The 17,850-nt window shown below is 72.8% G+C and carries 20 protein-coding genes; 14 read left to right on the top strand and 6 right to left on the bottom strand.

Annotated elements, in window-relative coordinates; all coding sequences use genetic code 11:
- The first annotated feature begins 63 nt into the window (after positions 1-63).
- Positions 64-1,410, top strand: coding sequence for a replication-associated recombination protein A (locus BN6_RS30570; RefSeq protein ID WP_041314612.1), 1,347 nt, complete (start codon positions 64-66; stop codon positions 1,408-1,410).
- 97 nt (positions 1,411-1,507) lie between these two features.
- Positions 1,508-2,236, top strand: a complete 729-nt coding sequence (locus BN6_RS30565; RefSeq protein ID WP_063641973.1) for an SAM-dependent methyltransferase — start codon at positions 1,508-1,510, stop codon at positions 2,234-2,236.
- 114 nt (positions 2,237-2,350) lie between these two features.
- On the opposite strand, the gene BN6_RS30560 is transcribed toward BN6_RS30565, so the two are convergent.
- From BN6_RS30560 to BN6_RS49820, 3 genes are read right to left on the bottom strand one after another with little or no spacing between them, the layout of a single operon-like run.
- Positions 2,351-3,283 carry a sucrase ferredoxin gene (locus BN6_RS30560; protein ID WP_041314609.1) on the bottom strand — a complete coding sequence of 311 codons (933 nt, stop codon included), beginning with the start codon at positions 3,281-3,283 and terminating at the stop codon, positions 2,351-2,353.
- A gap of 16 nt (positions 3,284-3,299) precedes the next feature.
- Positions 3,300-4,478 (bottom strand): cupin domain-containing protein, encoded by a 1,179-nt coding sequence (locus BN6_RS30555; RefSeq protein WP_015103701.1) that lies wholly within the window; start codon positions 4,476-4,478, stop codon positions 3,300-3,302.
- Entirely contained in the window at positions 4,475-4,609 is a 135-nt protein-coding gene (locus BN6_RS49820) for a hypothetical protein (RefSeq protein ID WP_015103700.1), read from the bottom strand. The genes BN6_RS30555 and BN6_RS49820 overlap by 4 nt, the downstream gene beginning before the upstream one ends.
- 200 nt (positions 4,610-4,809) lie before the next feature.
- Here BN6_RS49820 and BN6_RS30550 point away from each other — a divergent pair, with 200 nt between their 5' ends.
- The 6 genes from BN6_RS30550 to BN6_RS30525 are packed head-to-tail and all read left to right on the top strand — an operon-like array spanning position 4,810 to position 10,778.
- Positions 4,810-5,202 carry a DUF948 domain-containing protein gene (locus BN6_RS30550; protein WP_015103699.1) on the top strand — a complete coding sequence of 131 codons (393 nt, stop codon included), beginning with the start codon at positions 4,810-4,812 and terminating at the stop codon, positions 5,200-5,202.
- Positions 5,199-5,468, top strand: a complete 270-nt coding sequence (locus BN6_RS30545; RefSeq protein ID WP_015103698.1) for a hypothetical protein — start codon at positions 5,199-5,201, stop codon at positions 5,466-5,468. The genes BN6_RS30550 and BN6_RS30545 overlap by 4 nt, the downstream gene beginning before the upstream one ends.
- 52 nt (positions 5,469-5,520) lie before the next feature.
- A complete protein-coding gene (alaS, locus tag BN6_RS30540; protein WP_015103697.1) occupies positions 5,521-8,193 on the top strand; it encodes an alanine--tRNA ligase in 2,673 nt (890 codons plus the stop codon).
- Complete coding sequence (gene ruvX / locus BN6_RS30535; protein ID WP_015103696.1) at positions 8,180-8,692, top strand: Holliday junction resolvase RuvX; 513 nt, start codon at positions 8,180-8,182, stop codon at positions 8,690-8,692. Before alaS ends, ruvX begins: the two co-directional genes overlap by 14 nt.
- A complete protein-coding gene (gene mltG / locus BN6_RS30530; RefSeq protein ID WP_015103695.1) occupies positions 8,689-9,903 on the top strand; it encodes an endolytic transglycosylase MltG in 1,215 nt (404 codons plus the stop codon). Before ruvX ends, mltG begins: the two co-directional genes overlap by 4 nt.
- A gap of 2 nt (positions 9,904-9,905) precedes the next feature.
- Positions 9,906-10,778: a shikimate dehydrogenase gene (locus tag BN6_RS30525; protein ID WP_041314604.1), complete on the top strand. Its 873-nt coding sequence runs from the start codon at positions 9,906-9,908 to the stop codon at positions 10,776-10,778.
- Between the two features lie 192 nt (positions 10,779-10,970).
- Here BN6_RS30525 and BN6_RS30520 read toward each other — a convergent pair whose 3' ends face one another.
- The 3 genes from BN6_RS30520 to BN6_RS30510 are packed head-to-tail and all read right to left on the bottom strand — an operon-like array spanning position 10,971 to position 13,340.
- Entirely contained in the window at positions 10,971-11,240 is a 270-nt protein-coding gene (locus BN6_RS30520; RefSeq protein ID WP_015103693.1) for an HPr family phosphocarrier protein, read from the bottom strand.
- 31 nt (positions 11,241-11,271) lie between these two features.
- Positions 11,272-12,573 carry a PTS transporter subunit EIIC gene (locus tag BN6_RS30515; RefSeq protein ID WP_015103692.1) on the bottom strand — a complete coding sequence of 434 codons (1,302 nt, stop codon included), beginning with the start codon at positions 12,571-12,573 and terminating at the stop codon, positions 11,272-11,274.
- Positions 12,570-13,340 (bottom strand): GntR family transcriptional regulator, encoded by a 771-nt coding sequence (locus BN6_RS30510; protein WP_015103691.1) that lies wholly within the window; start codon positions 13,338-13,340, stop codon positions 12,570-12,572. Before BN6_RS30510 ends, BN6_RS30515 begins: the two co-directional genes overlap by 4 nt.
- A 165-nt stretch (positions 13,341-13,505) precedes the next feature.
- Here BN6_RS30510 and BN6_RS30505 point away from each other — a divergent pair, with 165 nt between their 5' ends.
- From BN6_RS30505 to BN6_RS30480, 6 genes are all read left to right on the top strand, one after another.
- Complete coding sequence (locus BN6_RS30505; RefSeq protein WP_015103690.1) at positions 13,506-13,742, top strand: glucose PTS transporter subunit EIIB; 237 nt, start codon at positions 13,506-13,508, stop codon at positions 13,740-13,742.
- Complete coding sequence (locus BN6_RS30500) at positions 13,739-14,194, top strand: PTS sugar transporter subunit IIA (protein ID WP_015103689.1); 456 nt, start codon at positions 13,739-13,741, stop codon at positions 14,192-14,194. The genes BN6_RS30505 and BN6_RS30500 overlap by 4 nt, the downstream gene beginning before the upstream one ends.
- 153 nt (positions 14,195-14,347) lie before the next feature.
- Positions 14,348-14,917 carry a prepilin peptidase gene (locus tag BN6_RS30495; RefSeq protein ID WP_041314599.1) on the top strand — a complete coding sequence of 190 codons (570 nt, stop codon included), beginning with the start codon at positions 14,348-14,350 and terminating at the stop codon, positions 14,915-14,917.
- A 21-nt stretch (positions 14,918-14,938) separates the two neighbouring features.
- Positions 14,939-16,138 carry a chorismate synthase gene (gene aroC, locus BN6_RS30490; protein ID WP_015103687.1) on the top strand — a complete coding sequence of 400 codons (1,200 nt, stop codon included), beginning with the start codon at positions 14,939-14,941 and terminating at the stop codon, positions 16,136-16,138.
- Positions 16,135-16,647, top strand: a complete 513-nt coding sequence (locus BN6_RS30485; protein ID WP_015103686.1) for a shikimate kinase — start codon at positions 16,135-16,137, stop codon at positions 16,645-16,647. The genes aroC and BN6_RS30485 overlap by 4 nt, the downstream gene beginning before the upstream one ends.
- A 4-nt stretch (positions 16,648-16,651) precedes the next feature.
- Positions 16,652-17,848 (top strand): DNA glycosylase AlkZ-like family protein, encoded by a 1,197-nt coding sequence (locus BN6_RS30480; RefSeq protein WP_015103685.1) that lies wholly within the window; start codon positions 16,652-16,654, stop codon positions 17,846-17,848.
- Positions 17,849-17,850: the final 2 nt, after the last annotated feature.

Here is a 17,850-nt window from a genome sequence, read left to right as displayed (position 1 = left end):
GCGGGGGAACCGGCGCTGCACGCTGGGACAGCGGGAGTGCACGGGGCGACTACAGTCGAACAGGTGAACGAAAGGCTGTTCGACGAGGGCTTGTTCGGCGTGCCCGAGGAGGAGCGCGCGGAGCGGATCGCGGCCAACGCGCCGCTGGCCGTGCGGATGCGCCCGCGCACGCTGGACGAGGTGGTCGGCCAGGGCCACCTGCTGGGGCCCGGCGCGCCGCTGCGCCGGCTCGTGGAGGGCTCCTCGCCCGCGTCGGTCATGCTCTACGGCCCGCCCGGCACCGGCAAGACCACCCTGGCCACGCTCGTCTCCCAGGCCACCGGCCGCCGGTTCGCCGCGTTGAGCGCGCTCAGCGCCGGTGTGAAGGAGGTCCGCGCGGTCATCGACGAGGCCCGCCGCCGGCTGGTCCGCTCCGGCGAGTCGACCGTGCTGTTCATCGACGAGGTGCACCGGTTCTCCAAGACCCAGCAGGACGCCCTGCTCGGCGCGGTCGAGGACCGGATCGTGCTGCTGGTCGCGGCGACCACGGAGAACCCGTTCTTCTCGGTCGTCGCGCCGCTGCTGTCCCGCTCCCTGGTGCTCCAGCTCCGCCCGCTCGGCGACGACGACGTGCGCGCGCTGGTCCGCCGCGCGGTCGCCGACGAGCGGGGCCTGGCCGGCGCGATCACCGTCGACCAGGACGCCGAGGACCACCTGGTCCGGCTGGCCGGCGGGGACGCGCGGCGCGCCCTGACCGCGCTGGAGGCCGCCGCCGACGCGGTCGCCCCCGGCGGGTCGCTGGACCTGGCCACGCTGGAGGCCACGGTCGACCGCGCGGCCGTGCGCTACGACCGGCAGGGTGACCAGCACTACGACGTGACCAGCGCGTTCATCAAGTCCATCCGGGGTTCGGACGTCGACGCGGCGCTGCACTACCTGGCCCGGATGATCGAGGCGGGGGAGGACCCGAGGTTCATCGCGCGGCGGCTGGTGATCCACGCCAGCGAGGACGTCGGCATGGCCGACCCGACCGCGTTGCAGACCGCGGTCGCCGCCGCGCAGGCCGTGCAGCTGATCGGGCTGCCCGAGTGCGCGCTGAACCTGGCGCACGCGACCGTGCACCTGGCCACCGCGCCCAAGTCCAACGCGGTGACCACGGCGATCGGCGCAGCCATGACCGACGTGCGCCGAGGCGCGGTCGGCACGGTGCCGGCGCACCTGCGGGACGGGCACTACGTGGGCGCGGAGCAGCTCGGCCACGCGAAGGGCTACCGGTACCCGCACAACGTGCCCGAGGGCGTGCTCACCCAGCAGTACCCGCCGGACGACCTCGTCGGCCGCGACTACTACGAGCCGACCGGCCGGGGCACCGAGCGCTACATCGCCGAGCGCCTGCCCAAGCTCCGCCGCGTCATCCGGGGCCAGGAGTAGGCCGCCACGAGCAAGCAGCCGGGCGCAGGCGGTCATGAGCAGGCCGCCGGCGAAAAACCGGGTGCCGATCACCAGCGCATCTGCGACGGTGTGCGCCGTGATCGATGCTCCGGCCAACGGCCATGCCTACCTCGACTTCAACTCGCCCTTGTCGGACGGCAAGTCCTACGACCTGATCGGCACCCTCGGTCCGCTCGACGGCGCGACCGTCGTGGACTACGGCTGCGGCTGGGCGGAGTTCCTGCTGCGCACCGTCGAGCACGCGCCGGGCGCGACCGGCCTGGGCGTGGACGACGACGAGTACGCCATCGACCGCGGCACCGCGAACATTGCCGCGCGCGGCCTGACCGGACGGGTCCGGCTGGAACGCGCCGACGTCACCGCGTACGCGGCCGAACCGGCGGATGTGGTCGTGTCGATCGGTGCGTCCCACGCCTGGGGCGGCACGCGGGGGACACTGGAGGCCATGCACACCCGCCTCAAGCCCGGTGGCCGGTTGCTGCTCGGCGACGGCATCTGGGACAGCGAGCCGAACGCGCGCGCCCTGGAGATCTTCCCCCGCGAGGAGTTCTTCGCGGTGGACGAGCTGGTGGAGGTCGCCATGGCGGCGGGCTACCGGCTGCTCAACCTGGCCACGGCCAACCGCGACGAGTGGGACTCGTTCGAGTCGCGCTGGTGCGCGGGGCGGGAGCGCTGGCTGCTGGCCAACCCGGACCACCCGAAGGCCGCCGAGGTCGCGAAGGTCGTGGACGACCACCGCGACGGGTGGCTCAAGGGGTACCGGACCAGCATGGGGTTCGCCTACCTCACGCTGGCCCGCCGGTAGGGACCTGTCGTCCCGTCCGGCCGGGGATCCCGGGCGGGGCGACACCCCTGCCGGGAAGCGCGCCCGCACCTGCCCCCAGGCCGGGCCACGCGCCGAACGGCACGTCGAAGCAGGTCAGGCGGTGGCGAGGGTCTTGATCGTGCCGGCCGTGTACGCGGGGGGTGCGATCCGCCCGGAGCAGCGGCTGTCGCCGGCCGCGCTCGCGGCACCCCGGTGCACCGTCACCTCGTACAGGTGGTCCATGCCCTGCACTGTCACCACGCGCGCTTCGCCGTCGTCGGACTCGATCGGCCGCTCGGCCACGCCCAGCGCCGCGTCCAGCCCGCGCAGCCCGAGGTGCTTGCGCACCGCGATCTCGGCGTACTGGGTCCACGCGCTCGGTGCCGAGGTGCGCCCGCGCAGCTGGTCGGGCTGCACCTGGCCGCTCAGCGCGGCCTTGGCCACCAGCGCCGCCTCGCCCGGGTCGAGCTGGCCGTGCAGGAAGCCGTCCGGCACCACCAGCAGGTTGCCCGCCCACCGGTCGCCGCCGACGTGGCTGACCTCCCACGCCCGGCCGGGGTGGTTCTCGCCCAGCACGCCCGCCAGCGGGCGGCCGAGCACGGCGCAGCACATGTCCTTGGTGCCGTGCGTGCAGACCAGGAACAGCGGCCCGTCGACCCGCTCGCCGTGGCCGGGAATGCCGGCCGCCAGCGCGCCGAGGTCGAGCGAGGCCAGTTCGGCGAGGTCGGCGACCTCCAGCCGCTCCAGCCACCGGTTGCCGGGCACGCCGCTGGCCAGGTAGACGGTGCGGGGCGCGTCGGCGGCGCGCCGGTGCTTGCCGGGCCGCCGGATGAGCAGCGTCCGCAGACCCGCGGCGCGCGGCCCGGCCAACCGGCCCGGCTCGAACACCGCGGCCAGGGTTTGCTCCAACGCGTCCGCGGGCCACGGGCCGGGCTGCTCCACGAGCAGCCACGACGTCATGAGCGCCGCTGTGCCGGCCGGGTCGCCACCGAGCTGGCGCGTGAGGATCGCGCACCCCGGCAGACCACCCGAACTTACGTTAGGCATACCTAAGCTTACCGGATCACTCCGGTCCCACCACACCTTGTGTGACCAATTCTGCGAGCAACGCTCGCACGGTCGCCCGATCGAGGGTCGGTGCACCCGCTTCCACCAGCGACTTCACCGTGTGGCGAGGACTGCCCACGAGCACCTCCAGCACCGGCCCCGCCGCCGCCGCGAACACCAGGCTCTTGCCCGCCGCGGCCAACGTCACGGTCTCCGGACCGACGGCAAGCACCGCGCGCGGGGTCAGCAACCGGACCTCGGCCTCGTCACCCGGCGGCAGCAGGCCGGGGGTCGCCGTCCACGGCAGCCCGACGTGCGGGAGGGCCGGGGCCTGCGCGTCCCGGTCGGCCAGGAACCGCGCGACCACGCCGGCGTCCAGCAGGTCGGTGAGCTTGGCCCTGAGCACGGCGGCGTGCGCCTCCTGCTCCGCCCTGCTCGCGAACCGCGGCAGGTCGGTGCGGAAAGCCTCTTCGGCCCGCAGCTGGTCGGCCAGCCACGAGACCAGGTCGACACCGGTCGCCCGGTTGAACCCGATGGTCAGGTGCAGCGACTCCTCGCCGACGGCGGACACGTCGTGCCAGTGCCCGCGCGGCACGTACAGGACGTCGCCGTCCTCCAGCACGAAGTCGTCGAGCGGCTCGGTCGACGGCCGGGGCGGCAGCTCCACGTCCCGGCGCAGCGGCGCGGGCCGGGTCGACCCGTGCAGCCGCCAGCGCTTGCGCCCCGAGACCTGGACGATGATCACGTCGTGGTCGTCCCAGTGCACGTCGAAGCCGTGCGTGACGCCCCACCCCGCGTACAGGTTCACCCGGACGCGTTCGCGCAGCTCGTGCTCCAGCGCCGCGGCCAGCTCGCCGACCGGTTCGAACAGTTCGTGAACGGCGTCCATCACCAGGGTGGCGCCGCCGCGCATCTTCTCGGTGAACGCCGCGGGTGACAGCCGGGGGACCGGCGCGGTGTCGGAGGTCTCGGTGTAGGTGTGCGCGGGGAGGACCTCGCCGCCCTGCGCGAGCCTGAGCCGGGGGTGCTCCAACGGGTGCTGCCGCAGCACCCGGTTGACCTCCGACCACGGCAGCAGGTCGGCGAACCGCCCCGCCCGGCCGGGGAACCGCTGGTGGGTCCGGCCCTGCACCGCGTCGAAGAACTGGCTGGCCCCGCTCGGTGCGACGAGGCCAGCCAGGGTGGAGAAGGTCACTTGTCCTGGCCACCGTCGGTGTCGTCGAGGGCACCGTTGGCCTTGCCGCGGTCGACCGCGCCGGTCAGCGCCTGCGCGCTGAGCAGCAGACCGCTGGACGGGGCCTCGTACGCTTCGTTCTCCTGAGCCATGCCGTTCCTCCTCTGGTGGGGGTCCCAACAGCGAAGATCACGCTACGGCACCGAATCGGCGCTGGTCATCGGTCATCCGAGTAATTCTCACAAGTGGATCAGGGGCTCCGGCAGCCGCAACCGATATCCACCAGACGTCATTCGGGCGACGCACGGTAACCTTGGACACCCCAACGCCCAGCAAGCTCTCAGGAGGATCCGTGTCGCCAGGGCAGATCGCCGCGCTGGTCGCCGCCGGCGCGTTCGTGCTGCTGGTGATCCTGCTGGCCATCCCGCTGATCAAGCTGGGCCGCACGCTGGACGAGGCCACCATCGCCATCCGCAAGGCGCACCAGAACAGCGACCCGCTCTTCACCGGCGCGAACACCACGATCTCGCACGTGAACACGCAGCTGGAGCGGGTGGACGGGATCACCGCCAACGCGCGCGCGGTCACCGGCAACGTCTCGGCGCTGACCTCGCTGTTCACCGCCACCCTGGGCGGCCCGCTGGTGAAGGCCGCGGCGCTGTCCTACGGCGTGGGCAAGGCCATCCGGGCCCGCCGCGGCGCCGGCCAGTCGCCGAAGAAGCACTCCCGGCGAGGCCGGCGATGAGGCGGCTGTTCTGGTTCGGCCTGGGCATCGCGGCCGGCGTGTTCGCCACCCGCAAGGCGGGCCAGGCCGCGCACGCCGCCACCCCGGCGGGCATCGGCGCGAACGTCGGCGAGGGCCTGCGGGAGCTGGCCGGCGCGCTCGGGTCGTTCGGCGCGGAGGTCCGCGCCGGGATGTCCGAGCGCGAGCAGGAGTTGCACGACACCGTGGAGCGTCAGACGGGCCAGACGCCGGGTCGGCGAGCGCGCAGGGCGGGCGACCGCTACTAGAGGTCGCCCGCCTCACCGCGCCCGAACCCACTTCGCACCCGAGGAACAACCCGTGCAGACCCACGAGATCATCAAGCGCTTCCGCGAGCACTTCGAGAACGCCGGCCACACCTACGTGCCCAGCGCCTCGCTCATCCTGGACGACCCGAACCTGCTGTTCGTCAACGCCGGCATGGTGCCGTTCAAGCCCTACTTCCTGGGCGAGGCCCCGCCGCCGTACAAGCGCGCCACGAGCATCCAGAAGTGCGTGCGCACGCCGGACATCGACGAGGTCGGCAAGACCACCCGGCACAACACGTTCTTCCAGATGGCCGGCAACTTCTCCTTCGGCGACTACTTCAAGGAAGAGGCCATCCGGCTGGCCTGGGAGCTGATCACCAAGTCCCAGGACGACGGCGGCTACGGCTTCGACCCGGAGCGGATCTGGGTCACCGTCTACCTGGACGACGACGAGGCCATCGAGCTCTGGAAGAAGGTCGCCGACCTGCCCGACGAGCGCATCCAGCGCCGTGACGGCAAGGACAACTACTGGGACATGGGCGTGCCCGGCCCCGGTGGCCCGTGCTCGGAGATCTACTACGACCGCGGCCCGGCCTTCGGCGCGGAGGGCGGCCCGGTCGTCGACGAGGACCGGTACCTGGAGATCTGGAACCTGGTCTTCATGCAGGACGAGCGCGGCGAGCTCAGCCCCAAGCTCGGCCACCCGCCGATCGGCTCGCTGCCCAGCCGGAACATCGACACCGGCATGGGCATCGAGCGGGTCGCGTTCCTGCTCCAGGGCGTGGACAACGTCTACGAGACCGACCTGGTGCTCCCGGTGATCCGCGCGGCCGAGGAGCTGTCGGGGCGCAAGTACGGCGTCGACCCGGTGGACGACGTCCGCTTCCGGGTCATCGCCGACCACGCCCGCAGCGGCGTGCTGATCGTCGGCGACGGCGTCACCCCCGGCAACGAGGCCCGCGGCTACGTGCTGCGCCGGCTGCTGCGCCGGATCGTCCGCTCGGCCCGCCTGCTCGGCATCGACCAGCCGGTGCTGGTCCGGTTCGCCGAGCTGGTCCGCGACGCCATGGGCCCGACCTACCCGGAGCTGGTCAGCGGGTTCCCGCGGATCGCCCAGGTGCTCAAGGCGGAGGAGGACACCTTCCTGCGCACCCTGGAGGCCGGCGAGCGGATCTTCGGGACCGCCGCGGGCGAGGTCAAGGCCGAGGGCCGGGCCACGCTGCCCGGCGACAAGGCCTTCCAGCTGCACGACACGTACGGCTTCCCGATCGACCTCACCCTGGAGATGGCCGCCGAGGCGGGCCTGACCGTGGACGAGGACGGCTTCCGCAAGCTGATGGCCGAGCAGCGCGCCCGCGCCAAGGCCGACGCCGCCGGCAAGAAGACCGGCCACGGCGACCAGACCGTCTACCGGGAGCTGCTCGACCTCGGGGCCACCGAGTTCACCGGCTACCAGGAGCTGGCCTCCGAGGCCACGCTGCGCGGCATCGTGCGCGAGGGCAAGCGGGTGCGCTCGGCCCGCGAGGGCGAGATCGTCGAGGTCGTGCTGGACCGCACGCCGCTCTACGCCGAGTCCGGCGGCCAGGAGAGCGACGCCGGCACCATCGTGTCCGGCAGCGCCGAGCTGGAGGTCGTGGACGTCCAGAAGGTGGCCCGCAAGCTGTGGGTGCACCAGGTGCGGGTGCTCTCCGGCGAGATCGCCGAGGGTGAGCGGGTCGAGGCCCGGGTCGACCCGGAGTGGCGGGTCGGCGCGCGGCAGGGCCACTCGGGCACGCACGTCGTGCACGCCGCCCTGCGCCAGGTGCTCGGCCCGTCCGCTCTCCAGAGCGGCTCCTACAACAAGCCCGGCTACCTGCGGCTGGACTTCGCCTGGACGGGTGGTCTTTCCGAGTCCACCCGCAGCGAGATCGAAGAGGTCTCCAACCTGGCCGTGCGCCGGGACCTGCCGGTCAGCGTGGTCTACACCGACATGGGCGAGGCCCAGGAGATGGGCGCGGTCGCCCTGTTCGGCGAGACCTACGACGACACCGTCCGGGTGGTCGAGATCGGCGGCGAGTGGTCGCGCGAGCTGTGCGGTGGCACGCACGTCGAGCACTCCTCCCAGATCGGCCCGATCACCGTGATCGGCGAGTCGTCGGTGGGCTCGGGCGTGCGCCGGCTGGAGGCCTACGTCGGCATCGAGGCGTTCCAGTACCTGGCCCGCGAGCGGGCCCTGGTGCAGAACGTCGCCACGCTGCTCAAGGTGCCCGACGCCGAGGTGCCCGCCCGGGTGGAAGCCCTGGTCGAGCGGCTGCGGGCGGCCGAGAAGGAACTGGAGCGGGTGCGCGCCGCCCAGCTGCTGTCCTCCGCCGGGTCGCTGGCCGAGCAGGCCCTCGACGTGCGCGGCGTGGCCGTCGTCGCGGTGCGGCTGCCCGAGGGCATCGCCGCCGGCGACGTGCGGACGCTGGCGGGCGAGGTGCGCAACCGGCTCGGCGAGAAGGCCGGCGTGGTGGCGCTGTTCGCCCCGGACGGCGACAAGGTGAGCTTCGTGGTGGCCACCACGAACGCCGCCCGCTCGCTGGGGCTGGCCGCCGGCAAGCTGGTGCCCGCGTTCGCCCCGGCCGTGGACGGTCGCGGCGGCGGCAAGCCGGACCTGGCCCAGGGCGGCGGCACCGACCCGGCCGGGATCGACCAGGCCCTGGCCGCCGTGCGGGCCGAGGTGGACCGCGCCGTTGACCAGCGCTGACCGTCCCGGCGTCGACGATCCCGGCCTCGGTCGGAGGCTGGGCGTCGACGTCGGAGCGGTGCGGGTGGGCGTCGCGCTGAGCGACCCGGGCGCCTTCCTGGCGACCCCCCTGGTTACCCTGGCCCGGGACGAGAAGACCGGCCGGGACCTCGCGGACCTGGCCGGACTCGTCGCCGAGCACGAGGTCGTGGAGGTCGTGGTCGGCCTGCCCCGTACCCTGTCCGGGCGACACGGGCCGGCAGCGGCGGCGGCGACCGCGTACGCTGCGGCGTTGGCCGCGCGCGTCGCGGTCCCGGTGCGGCTCCAGGACGAGCGGTTGACCACGGTCACCGCGAGCCGGGTGCTGGCCGAGCGGGGGGTGCGAGGCAAGAAGCAACGTGCTGTCGTGGACCAGGCTGCCGCGGTCGAGATCCTCCAGTCCTGGCTGGACGCACGGGCACGAAACGTGGCCCGTTCCGCCGACGAGGAACAGGCCCCCGGAGCTAAGGACCGCACGTGAGCGACGACCTCGGGTTGTTCAGCGAACAGGACGTGCACCACGACGAACGCCCCCGCGGTGCCAAGGCCGCGGCTCGCAGCAAGCGCAGGCGCAAGAAGACGATCCTGTGGGTCGTGGTCGCGCTCATCCTGGTCGTCGGTGGCGGTGGCGCGTACTACGGGTACCAGGTGCTCAGCGGCATCGGCTCCTACGAGGACTTCCCGGGCGCGGGCGAGGCCGACGTGGTGGTCGAGGTCAAGGACGGCGACCTGGTCTCGGCCATCGCGAACACGCTCAAGGAGCAGGGCGTGGTGGCCAGCGCGCGCGCCTTCATCGAGGCCGGCAAGGAGAACACCGGGCTCACCGCCATCCAGCCCGGCTTCTACCTGATGAAGACCAAGATGTCCGGGCAGACCGCGGTGGACCGGATGACCGACCCCAAGGCCAAGGTCGTCCCGCTGGAGGTCAAGGGCGGCAACGTCCTGCACGACATCACCTCGCCGGACGGCAAGAGCGTCACCAAGGGCATCCTGTCCATGCTGGCCGACGCCTCGTGCGCGGAGCTGGACGGCGTCAAGAAGTGCGTCACGGCGCAGGAGCTGCGCGACGCCGCGGACAACGCGGACGCCGCCGCCCTGGGCATCCCGGACTGGGCGCAGGTCGACTTCGCCCGCGCGCCCAAGGAGAACCGGCTGGAGGGCCTGATCACCCGGGGCCTGTACCACCTCAAGCCCGGCGCGTCGGCCCCCGAGCTGATCAAGAGCGTGATCGAGACGTCGAACGCCCGGTTGCAGGGCTACGGCATCCCGGCGGGCACCAAGAACACCGGGTTCCGGCCCTACGAGGTGCTCACCATCGCGTCGCTGATCGAGAAGGAGGGCTTGGAGAAGGACTTCGGGAAGATCTCCCGGGTCATCTACAAGCGCCTGTCGGTCGACCAGGAGCTCCAGTTCGACTCGACGGTCAACTACAAGCTGGACCGGCCGATCGTGACCACCAGCGACGAGGACCGCGACCGGTCCGGGCCGTACAACACCTACAAGAACAAGGGCCTGACGCCGACGCCGATCGGTTCGCCGAGCCGCGAGGCGATCGCCGCCGCGATCAGCCCCGAGCAGGGGCCGTGGCAGTACTTCGTGAAGTGCCAGAAGGACGGCACGTCGTGCTTCTCGGACAACCTGGACGAGCACAACCGGCTGGCCGACAAGGCGCGCGAGGAAGGCGTCTTCTGACGATGTCCCGCCAGGCCGCCGTGATCGGCTCGCCGGTGTCGCACTCGCTGTCGCCGGTGCTGCACAACGCCGCGTTCGAGGCGCTCGGGCTGGACTGGACCTACACCCGGGTCGAGTGCGACGAGGCGGGGGTGCCGGCGCTGGTGGCCGGTCTGGACGCGTCCTGGGCCGGGCTGTCGGTGACGATGCCGGGCAAGCGCGCGGCGCTGGCCGTGGCGTCGTCCGCGACGCCCCGCGCCACCCTGGTCGGCGCGGCGAACACCCTGGTACCGGTGCCCGGCGGTCAGCTGCCCGGTGGTCGACTGCCCGGTGGTTGGCACGCGGACTGCACCGATGTGGACGGCGTGCTGGGCGCGTTGCGCGCGGCCTGCGGGTTCGTCGGCGGGTCGCGCGCGGTGCTGCTGGGCGCGGGCGGCACGGCCACGGCGGCGCTCGTCGCGCTGGCGTCGGTGGGGGTGACGGAGGTCGCGCTCGTCGTGCGCTCGGCCGCGCGGGCGGCGGAGGCCCGGGAGTGCGCCTCGCGGGCCGGGGTGTCGTTGTCGGTGACGTCCTGGGACACCACGGACTTCGCGGCGCTGGCGGCGTCCTCGGACGTGCTGGTGAGCACGGTGCCCCCGTCGGCGACGGAGCCGATCGCGTCGGCGCTGGCCGAGTCGCCGTGCGTGCTGGACGTGATCTACCACCCGTGGCCCACGCCGTTGGCCCACGCCGTGGAGAAGCGCGGCCGAACGCTGGCCACGGGCCTGGACATGTTGCTGCACCAGGCTTTCGGCCAGTCCGAGCAGTTCACCGGCCACCCCGCGCCCCGCGCGGCGATGCGCGCCGCGCTGCGCGCCGCGACGGACAACGTCCTGCCCTTACCCCTGGGGGACTGAAACAGGCGTCGCCGGCCGACTCGACGGCGAGCGGCCCGGTTGCCGTCGAGCCGGAAGACGCTCGGCTTCGCGCTGTCCGACACCGTCCCGAGCATCCGTTGCGGCAGTGGCGAAGTGCACACGATCGGGGGAAAAACGGGAAGGGCCCTGCTCGCGTCTCCCGTGAGCAGGGCCCTTCCTCGGTCGCTCGGATCAGCCTTCGTCGAGGTCCGAGGCGATGAGGGACGCGATGGCCTCCAGCGCGTCGTCCGCGCCTTCGCCCTCCGCGGCCAGCACGACCTCGTCCCCGTGCATCGCGCCGAGGGTCATCAGCCCCAGCACGCTGCCCGCCTCCACCGGTTCGCCGTCCTGCTTGCGGATGGTGACCTTGACCGGCTGGCCCGCGGCCGCCTTCGCCAGCAGTGCGGCCGGGCGTGCGTGCAGTCCGACCTTGCTCGCCACGGTGACCCGTCGCTCAGGCATGATCCGTCCCTTTCGTGTGTGCTTCTCGCGGTCAGGGCTGTGCTGCGCCCCGGCCCCGGGTTTCCTTCGTCTCCGCGGCGTCGGTCTCCACGACGCTGGGGTCGGCCTCCGGGTCCTCGTCGTCGTCACGACCCGGCGTCCGCAGGTTCCACTTGGCGATCACGAAGCGGAACACGAAGTAGTAGATCACCGCGTAGACCAGGCCGACGAGGACCAGCAGCCACGGCTTGGTCGCGATGCCCCAGTTGAGCGCCATGTCGATGGCACCAGCGGAGAACGAGAAGCCGTCGTGGATGCCCAGCGCGTTGGTGATCGCCAGCGAGGTGCCGGTGAGGATCGCGTGGATGATGTACAGCGGCCACGCGACGAACATGAACGCGAATTCCAGCGGCTCGGTGACACCGGTGATGAACGCGGTGAGCGCGGCCGAGCCCATGATGCCGGCGATGAGCTTCTTCTGCGCCGGACGTGCCGTGTGCACGATCGCCAGGGCGGCGGCGGGCAGCGCGAACATCATGATCGGGAAGAAGCCGGTCTGGAACGTGCCCGCGGTCGGGTCGTGGGCCAGGAAGCGCGGGATGTCGCCGTGGACGACCTTGCCGGCGGCGTCGGTGTACTCGCCGAACTGGAACCACACCACGTTGTTGATGATGTGGTGCAGGCCGAGCGGGATGAGCAGGCGGTTGACCACGCCGAACAGGCCCGCGCCGATCACCGTGCTGCCGGTCACGGCCTCACCGATGGCGGTGATGCCGCTGTTGAACCACGGGTAGATCAGGCCGAGCAGGACGCCGACCACGAGCATGACGGTCGCGACCAGGATCGGCACGAACCGGCGACCGCCGAAGAACGCCAGGTACGGCGGCAGCTTGATGCGGTGGTACTTCTGCCACAGCAAGGCGGTGATCAGACCCACCACGATGCCGCCGAGCACCCGGTAGTCGATCAGCGGCGCTTTCGCGAGGGGGTCGGTCGGCATCTCCAGGACCAGCGGCGACATCGCCTTGAAGACGCCCTGCATCACCACGTAGCCGACGACCGCGGCCAGCGCCGTGGAACCGTCACCCTTGCGGGCGAAGCCGATCGCGATGCCGACCGCGAACAGCAGCGGCAGGTTGCCGAGGATCGCGTCGCCGGCGTTGCCGATGACCGCCGCGACCTTGTCCCAGCCCAACCCGTCCTTGCCGAGCAGGTCGGGCTGGCCCAGGCGGGCCAGGAGACCGGCCACGGGCAGCGCGGCGATCGGCAGCATGAGGCTGCGACCGAACCGCTGCAACGTGGCGAGTCCCTTGATGTCACGACCGCCGACCGCCTGTGGGGCGCTGGCGCTCATGGGTTACCTCCCTTGGCGGAGAAATAATGGCCGGAATCCGGGTCGGTCCGGTCCAATTGCATGGTCACCTGGTAGAGATCGCCCCGGTACCAGGACGTCATGTCCTCCACGGGGCGGCCGGCGGAGCTGGTGACCCGTCGGAAGACGAGGAGCGGGCCGCCGGTCCTGATGCCGAGCAGCCGCGCCGTCTCCGGGTCGGCGCCTTCGGCCCACACGGTCTGCCGGGCGTGGTCGAGCTGCACGCCGTAAGTGTCGGCCAGGAGCGTGTAGAGCGAGCCGGTGAGGTCGTGCCGGTGCAGTTCGGGCACGATCCTCGGGTGGTACCAGCCGCGCTCCACGGCCAGCGGCACGCCGTCCGCCAGGCGCAGGCGGACGAGGTGGCACGCGGGTTCGTGCGGCGGCACGCCGAGCGCGGTCGCCGCCGCCGGCGGCGGGACCTCGTCGGCGCACCGGTGTACCTCGGTGGTGGGGGTCAGGCCGCGCCGCCGCATGTCGTCGGTGAAGGACTCCAGGTAGAGCTGGACGTCCATCCGCCGGCGCGCGGTGAACGTGCCGCGCCCCTTCGCCCTGGTCAGCAGACCCTCGGCGACGAGCTGCCCGACCGCGGCGCGCACCGTGATCCGGGACACCCGGTACTGCTGCGCGAGGTCGCGTTCGGACGGGATCGGCGAGCCCGGCGGGAGTTCCTGCTCCGCCATGCGCCGCAGGATGTCCCTGAGCTGGGCGTGCTTGGGCTTGGGCCCGTCCACGATCTCGTTGCGGTTCATGACACCTCCCCGGTGCTCGCGAAGCCTGACCGGGATTGGTACTTTCCGGTCTAGACCAGTTGGTGCGGGGAGGATGCTCCGCGCGCCAAGCGGGTGTCAACCGCCGTTACGGGACCGTGCCCGAGCGGTGGCACCCGCACCCCAGGTGTCGAGAGAGGACTTGAAGTGGCTGACGACAAGGCGGAGCAGATCCTCGCCGGGCTCGGCGGAGCGGACAACATCGTGGAGATCGAGCCGTGCATCACGCGCCTGCGCTGTGAGCTGACCGACGGCAGTCTGGTGGACGAGAAGCTGCTCAAGTCGGCCGGTGCGCACGGTGTGATGCGGTCGGGCAACGTCGTCCAGGTCGTGGTCGGCCCGGAGGCGGACACGATCGCGAGCGACATCGAGGACCTGCTGTGACGTTGCGCGTGACGAGCCCGGTCAGCGGCCGGCTGGTGGCGCTCACCGAGGTGCCGGACCCGGTGTTCTCGCAGGCCATGGTGGGGCCCGGCATCGCCGTGGAACCCGACCGGGCGGCGGCGGAGGTGGTGTCGCCGGTGGACGGGACGGTGGTGACGCTGCACCCGCACGCGTTCGTGGTGGCCACCGGCGACGGTGCCGCGGTGCTGGTGCACCTGGGCATCGACACGGTGAAGCGCAAGGGTGAGGGCTTCACCCTGCACGTGGTCAAGGGCGAGGTCGTGCGGGCCGGGCAGCCGGTCGTGACCTGGGACCCGGCCGAGGTGGAAGCGGCCGGGTTCGCCCCGATCTGCCCGGTCATCGCGCTGGACGCGACGGCCGACGCCCTGCTCGACCTGGCCGAACCCGGCCCGGTCGCGGCGGGTGACGCGCTGTTCTCCTGGCAGCGCTGAGCACGACCTCACGGCAGCGCCGCGCACGACGAAGGCAGCGCTGAGCACGACCTGACACCAGGGCAGCGTCGCCCGTGAACGGGTTCGACCGGATGGACCATCCGGTCGAACCCGTTCTTGCGCTCCGAACGGCCTGGTGGGCACGGTGGGCCCATGGTCATTCCGCTGTCCGGCCTGGTCGCCGGCACCCTGGGTGCGAGCCTGCTGCGCGCGATCCCGCGTGGTGCGAACGTCCGATGGCTGTGGTGCGCATTGCCTACAGCCGCGCTGTGGGCGATAACCGCGTCGGTGCCCGCCCCAGATGGCTGGTTACCCGTCCCGTTGCTCCTCTCGTGGCTGTTGGTGCTCGTCGCGGCTACGGACCTCCGTCACGGCAGGCTGCCGAACGCCTTGACGCTGCCCGCGTACCCGGCGGTCGCAGTCGTGTTGTGGTTCGCCGGCGCGCACCTGGAACGGTCAATCATCGGATGTCTGGTGTTCTTCGGGGTCCATTTCGCGGTGCACCGGTGGCGGCCGGCGGCGCTCGGCGGGGGCGACGTGAAGCTGGCCGGGGCGCTGGGCGCGGTGCTCGGGGCGGTGTCCTGGCTCGCGCTGCCGGTGGCGGCCGCCCTCGCGAGCGCGATCACGCTGGTCGGCGTGCTGCGCCGGCCGCGCGACGCGCTGCCGCACGGACCCGGCCTCGCGGCGGCGACCTGGCTCACGTCGATGTCGGGACCCTGGTGAGCCTGTGGAAGGATTCGGCGCGTGCTGCGCTGGATCACCGCTGGGGAGTCCCACGGACCGGCCCTGGTTGCCGTGCTGGAAGGCATGGTCGCCGGGGTGGAGGTCACCACTGCCGACCTGACCGTCCAATTGGAACGGCGACGGCTCGGTTTCGGCCGCAGTCCCCGGATGGGGTTCGAGGCCGACGAGGTCGAGATCCTCGGCGGGGTGCGCCACGGGCTGACCCAGGGCGGCCCGGTCGCCGTGCGGATCGGCAACTCCGAGTGGCCCAAGTGGCAGAAGGTGATGTCCGCCGACCCCGTCGACCCGGCCGAGCTCAAGCCGACCGGCCGCAACGAGGCGCTGACCCGGCCCCGGCCCGGCCACGCCGACCTGCCCGGGATGCAGAAGTTCGGCTTCGACGAGGCACGTCCGGTGCTGGAGCGGGCCAGCGCGCGGGAGACCGCCGCGCGCACCGCGCTGGGCACCGTCGCGCGGCAGTTCCTCAAGCAGGTCTTCGACGTCGACGTGGTCAGCCACGTGGTGTCGATCGGCAAGGCGAAGACGCCCGCCGACGCGGCCGTCCCCGGTCCGGGCGACCTGGCCGCGGTGGACGCCAGCCCGGTGCGCGCCTTCGACCCGCGCGGCACCGAGGCGATGGTGGCCGAGGTGGAGGCGGTGAAGGAGGCCGGCGACACGGTCGGCGGCGTGATCGAGGTCATCGCCTACGGCCTGCCGCCCGGCCTCGGTTCCCACGTGCACTGGGACCGGCGCCTGGACTCGCGGCTCGCGGGCGCGCTGATGGGCGTGCAGGCGATGAAGGGCGTGGAGGTCGGCGACGGCTTCACCACCGCCGAGCGGTGGGGCAGCGAGGCGCACGACGAGATCGACCGGGGCACCGGGCCGAAGGGCGTGACGCGCCGCTCCAACCGGGCCGGTGGGTTGGAGGGCGGCATCACCAACGGCGAGCCGCTGCGCGTGCGGGTGGCCATGAAGCCCATCTCGACCGTGCCGCGCGCGCTGTCCACTGTGGACGTGCGCACCGGCGAGCCGGCCGTGGCGATTCACCAGCGCTCGGACGTGTGCGCGGTGCCCAGGGCCGGTGTCGTGCTGGAGTCCGTGGTGGCGCTGGTGCTCGCCGAGGCGGCGCTGGAGAAGTTCGGCGGCGACTCGATCACCGAGACCCGGCGCAACGTCGCGTCCTACCTGGAGGCGCTGGAAGCCCGCTGGGAGGGCCGGTGAGCCCGCGCTACGTCGTGCTGGGCCCGCCCGGCGCGGGCAAGACGACGGTCGGGCAGCTGCTCGCCGAGCGGCTCGGGGTGTCCTTCCGGGACACTGACGAGGACGTCGTGGCGAGTGCCGGGAAGTCCATTTCGGACATCTTCCTCGACGACGGCGAGCCGGCGTTCCGGGCGCTGGAGGAGGCCGCGGTCGAGACCGGCCTGGCCGAGCACCACGGCGTGCTGGCGCTGGGCGGCGGCGCGGTGCTCTCCGCGACCACCCGGCGGCGGCTCGCGGGCCACCCGGTGGTGTTCCTCAACGTCGGCACGGCCGAGGGCGTGCGGCGGACCGGCCTGTCGACCGCGCGGCCCCTGCTGGCCGGGGTGAACCCGCGCTCGACGTTCAAGGCCCTGCTCGACGCCCGGCTGCCGCTCTACCGCGAGGTCGCGGCGATCGAGGTGTCCACCGACGCGCTGGAGCCGGAGCAGGTGGTCGCCGCGGTGCTCGCGCACGGCGCGGCCTCCGGGTGACCAGGTGGACCTGACCGCCGACCACGTGCTCGCGCACCGCGCCGCGGTGCAGGGACTGGGCGGCGGTGATCTGGGCGGCGGTGACCTGGGCGTGCTCGCGCTCGGCGTGGTGGACAGCCCGCCGAAGACCGGTGCGGCCGCCGTGGCCGTGCGCGACCTGCGCTTCACCGGCCCGCTGGTCCGGGTGCTCGGCCTGCGCGGCGCGCCCCACCTGCACCGCCCCGACGACCTGCCGGCGCTGCGCCGCCGACTGCGCCCGCGCACGTCCGCGCGGCTCGCGTCGTGGTGCGGCGCGTTCCCGGTGCCGGCGCTGGAGCACGTGGACCTCGTCGTGGCGGCGATGCTGCGCGAGTTCCCCGGCGAACGGGCGACCAAGGCCGAGCTGTCGGCCGCGATCACGCCGGGGTTGCCGGCAGACGTCCGACCACTCTGCCCGCCGTGCGGCACCGAGCACGTCATCGAGGGCCTGTTCCGCCTGTGCACCCTCCTGGCCGGCCTCGAACTGGAGCCGACGGGCCCGAAACTCGTCTTCGGCCGGCCGATCCCGGGTTCTGCCGGTTCTGCCTGTCCAGACCCCGCCGCGCGGACCGCACCCGCCCCGGACGGCGCGTCCGGTCCAGGCCCTGTTGTGCCCGCGGTCGTGCCCGCAGTGCCGACCTCGTCGGGCGCTGCCGGCGGGGCCGAGGTGGATGGTGCGGTGGCGCTGGTGCGGGAGTACGCGCGGTTCGTCGGGCCGTTCGCCAAGGCCGACGCCGAGCGGTGGCTGGGCGCGAAGCCGGACCAGTGGCCGGCGACCCGCCCCGTCCGGGTCGACGGGCGGCGGCTGCTGCTGCTCGCTGACGAATCAGATCCGGACGAACCAGATCCGGACGGACCCGACCCGGCCGACGCGCCGGAGGTGCCCGCCGGGCTGCTGCTGTTCCCCCGCGACCCCTACCTGCTCGGGCCGCGGTGGCTGGTCGCCGAGCCCGAGGTGGCCAAGCGGGTGTGGCGGCCGGTCGGCAGTCCGGGTGCGCTCGTCGTGCACGGCCGGGTGGCCGGCGCGTGGCGGTACGACGTCAGCGGCCGGACGATGACCTTCCACGTCGAGCGCTGGTCGGCGGTCAAGGGCTCCGCGCGGCGCGCGGTCCGGGACCAGGCCGACGTGCTGGCCGGGGTGTGGGGCTCGACCGCGCTGGAAGCGCACGTGGTCGAATGGTGAGC

This window comes from Saccharothrix espanaensis DSM 44229 (assembly GCF_000328705.1).
Taxonomy (GTDB): domain Bacteria; phylum Actinomycetota; class Actinomycetes; order Mycobacteriales; family Pseudonocardiaceae; genus Actinosynnema; species Actinosynnema espanaense.
The sequence above is the reverse complement of the archived record's forward strand: the minus strand, read 5'-3'. Positions and strand labels throughout refer to the sequence as shown.

Coding starts and splice junctions, on each gene's coding strand:
- BN6_RS30520 (WP_015103693.1), bottom strand. CDS start 11,240: ATGCCTGAGCGACGGGTCACCGTGGCGAGCAAGGTCGGACTGCACGCA.
- BN6_RS30525 (WP_041314604.1), top strand. CDS start 9,906: ATGTCCCGCCAGGCCGCCGTGATCGGCTCGCCGGTGTCGCACTCGCTG.
- BN6_RS30545 (WP_015103698.1), top strand. CDS start 5,199: ATGAGGCGGCTGTTCTGGTTCGGCCTGGGCATCGCGGCCGGCGTGTTC.
- BN6_RS30515 (WP_015103692.1), bottom strand. CDS start 12,573: ATGAGCGCCAGCGCCCCACAGGCGGTCGGCGGTCGTGACATCAAGGGA.
- BN6_RS30560 (WP_041314609.1), bottom strand. CDS start 3,283: ATGCCTAACGTAAGTTCGGGTGGTCTGCCGGGGTGCGCGATCCTCACG.
- BN6_RS30495 (WP_041314599.1), top strand. CDS start 14,348: ATGGTCATTCCGCTGTCCGGCCTGGTCGCCGGCACCCTGGGTGCGAGC.
- BN6_RS30510 (WP_015103691.1), bottom strand. CDS start 13,340: ATGAACCGCAACGAGATCGTGGACGGGCCCAAGCCCAAGCACGCCCAG.
- BN6_RS49820 (WP_015103700.1), bottom strand. CDS start 4,609: ATGGCTCAGGAGAACGAAGCGTACGAGGCCCCGTCCAGCGGTCTGCTG.